At 51.5% G+C, this 6,098-nt stretch carries 8 protein-coding genes; 7 read left to right on the forward strand and 1 reads right to left on the reverse strand.

Annotation, left to right across the window (positions count from 1 at the left end; all coding sequences use genetic code 11):
- Positions 1-60: 60 nt before the first annotated feature.
- A complete protein-coding gene (gene secG / locus Q0711_RS04560; protein ID WP_298613152.1) occupies positions 61-294 on the forward strand; it encodes a preprotein translocase subunit SecG in 234 nt (77 codons plus the stop codon).
- 10 nt (positions 295-304) lie between these two features.
- On the forward strand, positions 305-802 hold the full coding sequence (locus tag Q0711_RS04565) for a GNAT family N-acetyltransferase (RefSeq protein ID WP_299041769.1): 498 nt from the start codon (positions 305-307) through the stop codon (positions 800-802).
- A 1,027-nt stretch (positions 803-1,829) separates the two neighbouring features.
- Here the strand turns inward: Q0711_RS04565 and Q0711_RS04570 are convergent.
- On the reverse strand, positions 1,830-2,480 hold the full coding sequence (locus Q0711_RS04570; RefSeq protein WP_298611468.1) for a hypothetical protein: 651 nt from the start codon (positions 2,478-2,480) through the stop codon (positions 1,830-1,832).
- Positions 2,481-2,905: 425 nt separating this feature from the next.
- Here Q0711_RS04570 and Q0711_RS04575 point away from each other — a divergent pair, with 425 nt between their 5' ends.
- The 5 genes from Q0711_RS04575 to Q0711_RS04595 form a co-directional block, all read left to right on the forward strand.
- Positions 2,906-3,961: a phytoene/squalene synthase family protein gene (locus Q0711_RS04575; protein ID WP_298611473.1), complete on the forward strand. Its 1,056-nt coding sequence runs from the start codon at positions 2,906-2,908 to the stop codon at positions 3,959-3,961.
- 93 nt (positions 3,962-4,054) lie between these two features.
- A complete protein-coding gene (locus Q0711_RS04580) occupies positions 4,055-4,927 on the forward strand; it encodes a 6-carboxytetrahydropterin synthase (protein WP_298976501.1) in 873 nt (290 codons plus the stop codon).
- Between the two features lie 3 nt (positions 4,928-4,930).
- On the forward strand, positions 4,931-5,341 hold the full coding sequence (locus tag Q0711_RS04585; protein ID WP_298611478.1) for an MAPEG family protein: 411 nt from the start codon (positions 4,931-4,933) through the stop codon (positions 5,339-5,341).
- Between the two features lie 50 nt (positions 5,342-5,391).
- Positions 5,392-5,883 carry a Fe-S cluster assembly sulfur transfer protein SufU gene (gene sufU / locus Q0711_RS04590; RefSeq protein WP_298976504.1) on the forward strand — a complete coding sequence of 164 codons (492 nt, stop codon included), beginning with the start codon at positions 5,392-5,394 and terminating at the stop codon, positions 5,881-5,883.
- On the forward strand, positions 5,877-6,098 hold a 222-nt coding region (locus tag Q0711_RS04595), incomplete at its 3' end, for a DUF2518 family protein (RefSeq protein WP_299041773.1). The genes sufU and Q0711_RS04595, both read left to right, overlap by 7 nt.

The raw sequence follows: 6,098 nt of genomic DNA on the forward strand, positions 1-6,098 counted from the left end.
TTGCGGTAAGATCAAAAAAGGGTCAGCGAGTATAAATTCCCATTGCCAGCGAGGTTGAGGATGATTGAAAAAATTGCCATGGGTCTGTGGGCGTTCTCGGCAGTCGGTCTCATTGTCTTGGTCTTGCTCCACAGTCCTAAGGGCGATGGCCTCGGTGGGATTGGCGGTCAAGCCCAGCTCTTTACCAGCACCAGAAGTGCAGAAACCACGTTAAACCGTGCCACTTGGACGTTGACAGTGCTGTTTATGGCGCTCACCGTTGCCCTCAGTGCGGGTTGGCTGCGCTCAATTTAGTTGGGTTGACGTGTCTTTTTCGTTTGCGATCCGTCCAGCAACACCGGCGGATGTCCCCAGCATCTTTCAACTAATCCAAGCTCTTGCCGCCTATGAAAAGCTGAGCCATGCCGTAACGGGTACAGAGGAATCCCTGCGGCAGCATCTGTTTGGCGATCGCCCCTATGCCGAGGTATTTTTAGCTGAAACTACGGCTCAAGTCATTGGCTATGCCCTGTTTTTCCCCACCTACTCCACCTTCCTCACCCGCCCCGGCCTGTGGTTAGAGGATTTGTTTGTGTTACCTGCCTATCGGCGCCAAGGAGTGGGTACTGCCCTCCTAAAGGCTCTAGCACGGCTGGCCGTAGAGCGCGACTATGGCCGTATCGAGTGGAGCGTTCTGGACTGGAATAGGCGTGCGATCCAATTTTATGAACGCCTGGGTGCGACTGTGTTGCCCGATTGGCGTATCTGCCGCCTTAGTGGTGAGGTCTTGACGACCCTTGGGAGCGCTCAGGGAATCGGTTAACCCTTTTTCCTAAATACTGCCCTAGGAAATAGGCCAGTTGTTCGAGATCCGTTAATCGAGAGAGGTTGCGTTGCGTGAGCACAAGTTGCTGATTGCCCCCCGCAAGGACAAGTCGAGCAGGAACTATATCATCATCAGTCTCAGATCTAGGAGTATCAATTCGATAGCCGGGGTGAAACTCGATAGTTTGGAGAGACCTACGCGGTAGTACTTCTTTAGAAAATCGGATTCCCAAAAAATAGGTTTCCAATTGGAGGGTTTCCCTTGTAATCGTTAAAATTTCCCAACTCCAAGGGTAGAAGAAGAAAACTATTAGACAGAACGTTGGCACGAAAAACAAGAGGGATACAACCTCCATCGAAAAGCCTAACCCCGTTGCTAGCAGTATCAGTATGAAAAAGACTAGGGGATAAATAATGAATAAGAGATAGCAAAGGACAACAACAAGCAGAGAAGGTAGCTCTGGTACAATTCCCCCCGCAGGAATTCTTAGCCGCAGACCTTCAGGTGTTTCTTTAATCTGACAGTACGAAGAAGGGGAAAGAGGGGGAGGGGATACCGAATGAGAACTTGTCAGTCTGTTCAATCTTTCTTGGGCGAGAACTGCCGATTCAAATCGTTCTGGCAACGCAGGGGCAACCATTTTCTCTAGCCAGCGAGTAAACTCAGGACTCAAGGCCACATAGGGCGGCAACTGGAGGTGTCCTGCGCGGTAAACCTGCTCGTTTAGGGGTTGATTCAGGGTCAGCTCAATCAAACTCATGCCAAGGGCATATAAATCGCTGGCTGGGCATATTGCTCCTTGGCGCTGTTCTGGTGCAATGTAGGGACTTGTCTCTGTGAGACTAGCGGCGACTGGAGGAATTTGGGCAACCCCCCAGCCAATAAGATAGACAGCGCCTAAATCATGGCCAGAGCGATCGCCGAGAAGAATTGTGGTGGGATTGATATTGCCATGAATCAGCGGCGGCTGCTGGCCATGCAGATAAATTAGAACCTCTAAAAGCCGCTGACCTGTTCATATATCCTAGCGACTGAGTTGCCGAACAATTTCTGGGGCAATTCTTTGCAGCACTTTGAGGGCTTTGAGGCTACCTTGAATTAAATGTGCTGCCGCCAGAGGGTTACGGAGCAGGGCGATCGCCAGTGGCCACGGCTGCAAATTCCCCTGAGCATCAAAGGCTTGACTTAAATTCGGTAGGTCGCGATCGCCCCCATCACTAATTACCCGCACCATCACCAGTGGAATGCCCTGTAGCGCCTTGACTAAGTGCACACCTTCCATATCCACCACCTCTACCCCCCAGCGAGCCGCAAGGGCTTGTTTTTCCTGAACCTTAGAAAGGGTTTTCGCCGTTGTGATGCCCTTCACCCGTCGCCAAGCAGGCGCCAATTTTGCCGATAGCCTCTGATCTAAAAAATACATTTGCCCTTCTTCATCCTGACAGGTGGTATAGACCACAACTTCGCCCACGCGATCCTCAGGATGTAAGCCCCCACAGACCCCCAAAACCAGAATCATTGCAGGCAACGCCTTCAGGGCAGTGATCAAGGCCGGTGTGGTCACAGCGGCTGCCCCGGCCCGCAGGGGAAGAATGGCTACGTTGGAGTGCTGTAATCCCCCTTGTACTGCTTGGTATTCTGCCCCCTGGGGCACAAGGACGAGACATGAAGTCATGAATTATGGACTCATGCACATCTTAAAACTAGCTAACGTCTCGACCTTTAGATAGCCTGATCGCGGGCAGTTTAGAAACTGACCAATGGAAAGAGTGTCACACTCAAGCGTCCGCTATCTTAGATGAGAGGCATTTTCCGCCAAATCTGGTACCGTTGTTAGTTGTTAAGACTATGCTATCGTTCTGGCAAGTTGTGAGCTATCCCCCCACCTCGCTAACTGTCACAGGCCACCTAGACAAACAAAAATCAATATGATAGCTATAGATTTTGCTCAATCCTTGTTTATAAAAGTTGGCTTCTGTCGAATTGCGATCGCGAAGCATGTGCAGAGAATCGCAAATCGAGTGCCCAAAAGCGTTGGCCTGAGGAACGGTCGAGGATTGACTCAACTATCGATCAATGCGTGTAGGAGTGAACCCCCCTATGATTCAACTGGTGCTGGAGAACCCAGTTTCCGTTAAGGATGCTGAGCGCTTTTGCCAAGAGATATTACCCCAAGTGTCGCGCACATTTGCCCTCAGTATTCGCTTCCTTCCCGGAAATTTGGGTCGGGCGGTTCTGGTGGCCTATCTCATCTGTCGCATTGCCGATACGGTTGAGGATGATCCAATTACCAGTATCCCTGCAAAAACAGCCCTGTTGGATCATCTCCTAGAGTGTTTTGACAGCCCTGACCTCGCTAACAATTATGGTGAGACAGCACGGGGGGTTCAGGGGGAGCCAGCCCACGTACAACTGGTGAAAAATACCGGGTTAGTCTTTGCCCTCTACCGCTCTTTGCCCCGCACGTCCCAACGACACATCCAACGCTGGGTCGGTGAAATGGTGCAGGGGATGAAAAAGTTTATTAACCTGTATCCCAACGGCATCCGTATTCAAACCCTCGATGAATACAAAGAGTACTGTTACTACGTTGCCGGTACCGTTGGCTATCTCCTGACGGATTTGTGGTACGAGCATTCCCCCAGTATTGGTGCAGATGAATATCAAGTGCTGCTCAAGCGCTGTGCTGCCTTTGGTGAAGCTCTGCAAACCGTGAACATTCTCAAGGATATTGCTTGGGATGCGGAGCACGAAAACTCGATCTATATCCCCAATGAATCGCTGCTGCTCCAAGGCAGTAGCCACCAGTTTATCCTCAGTGCTGAACACCTTGAGCAAAATCGTGCAGCCATTCAGGAATTAATTGCCCTTGCTTGGCAGGATTTGGATGCAGCCCAAGCCTACCTCCTATCGGTGCCTAAGGCGGCGATTCCTATCCGTCTTTTTTGTGTCCTGCCGCTGCTGTTTGCCTATGCCACCCTGCGAGAACTAACCCATTCAACTGCGATGCTGCAACCGGGGGGTGTGGTTAAAATTAGCCGCGCAGAGGTGAAATCTCTAATGGTGATGGGGCCTGTGTCTATTCTCAGTAACCACAGTCTCCGCTGGATAATTGGCCAAGTGCGGCAAAAGCCCTTTATCCTTGGCAGACTTTAGGGCAATATGCCAAAAAAGCCAATGGTTGGGAAAGCCAGAATCCGTTACGATAGGGGAAGATTGCTGAATTGTGGCAAATCTTCATAAGCTGAGATGAATTGTATTATCCACCGCCGCGCTGAGTTTGCCGCCAGTCATCGCTACTGGTTACCCGAATGGTCAGAAGCGGAGAATTTAGCGCGCTTTGGTGTCCATAGTCGCTTCCCCGGCCACGGTCATAACTACGAGCTATTTGTTTCCCTGGGGGGCGTTGTTGACGACTTTGGCATGGTGTTGAATCTATCGGAGGTCAAGCACATTATTCGCCGTGAAGTCCTCGAACCCCTGAATTTTTCCTACCTTAATGAGGTGTGGCCGGAGTTTCAAGCCACATTACCCACCACAGAACATATTGCACGGGTGATTTGGGATCGGCTCTTTGCCCACTTACCCCTTGTGCGTATTCGACTGTTTGAACATCCCCGCCTTTGGGCGGACTATACGGGAGACCCTATGGAAGCCTATCTTTCTGTTGGTACTCACTTTAGTGCGGCGCATCGCCTTGCCCTTGAGGAGCTGAGCGATGAGGAAAACTGCCGCATCTATGGCAAGTGTGCCCGCCCCCACGGCCATGGCCACAACTACCATGTGGAGATTACGGTCAAGGGCAGAATCCATCCCCGTACCGGCATGATTGTTGATTTGGTCAAGCTAGAGGAAGTCCTGAAGGAACAGGTGGTTGAACCCTTGGATCACACATTCTTGAATAAAGACATTCCCTATTTTGCTACGGTGGTGCCGACGGCAGAAAATATTGCCATCTACATTGCCCAGTTGTTGCGGGAGCCGATTCGCCAGTTGGGGGCAACGCTGCATAAGGTGAAGTTGATTGAAAGTCCCAACAATGCCTGCGAAATCCTTTGTGAGGAATTGCCCCCCACCGATAGGATGCTGAGTGGTGCTCTACCAATGTTGGAGCGAGTCTAGGTGATGTTGAGCAATATCCCTTGGCTACTGGCCACCAGTTTACTCATAGCGACGTTACTTATCTATTTCCCCTACATTTTTGTGGTGGTGGGGCGCTTGCAGGCAGGCTTTGATATGGCGGCTCCCCGTGCCCTTTTTGAGAAACTGCCTCCCTTTGCGCAGCGGGCAGTGTGGGCACACGAAAATAGCTTTGAAACCTTTATGCCCTTTGCCGCAGCAGTCCTACTGACCCTTTTTGCCGGGGTGAATAATTCAACGGTGGCGATCGCTAGCCTGAGTTTTGTCGTGGCTCGCTTTTTGTACAGTATCTGCTACATTGCCAACTTTCCCTTGGGGCGCTCTCTCATGTTTGGTGTGGGGACAGCAGCCACCTTGACGCTTTTTTGGCAAAGTCTCACTGCCCTTGCCCGCTAATGTAGTTTATAAAATCCTTGGGGAAATGCATCGAGCATAGAGTATTCTAAATGTCTCTTGATAATCTCCGCACCCTCTACCAGCAAGTCATTCTCGAGCACTACAAGAAACCCCGCCACCGTGGCCGCACACAGCCTGTGGATCGCCAGCAGCGGGGACACAACCCCTCCTGTGGAGACACGATTGATTTAACCATTGCCCTAGGGACAAATGAACAGGGGGAGACGATCATTCAGGATATTCAATTTGAGGGGGAAGGCTGCGCGATCGCCATGGCCTCAGCGGATTTGATGGCCGATGCCTTGCGGGGACAACCCGTGAGTCAGGCCCTAAAAATGGTGGAACAGTTTCAAGCAATGATGAAGGGGCAGTTTGAGTTTCCCCATGAGTTGCGCAAGCTGAATGTGATGCAGGGCGTGGCGCAGTTTCCGGTGCGGATTAAGTGTGCGACATTGGCATGGCATACCCTGCGGGCGGCATTGCAGCAGGATCAAGCCCCTGTCAATGGCTTCGTTAGCAATGAGGAGGAACAGGAATGCTAACCCCCGCCGATTTTGCCACCTATAGCCGCTGGGCTGGAGTGACCACGCTTGTCATGGCCGGCTTGACTGTACTGACATTTGTTTTTCGCTGGGGGGTGCGCTTTCGCTTTGTCGGTATCACGGGTTTTCTCGGGGTTGTGACGGTGGGACTTTTTGCCCTGAGTATTGTGCCGATTGTCCGCGCCCCGGTACCCGGTGCCGCTAAATACACCCTC

The organism is uncultured Thermosynechococcus sp., assembly GCF_937958135.1.
Taxonomy (GTDB): Bacteria; Cyanobacteriota; Cyanobacteriia; order Thermosynechococcales; family Thermosynechococcaceae; genus Thermosynechococcus.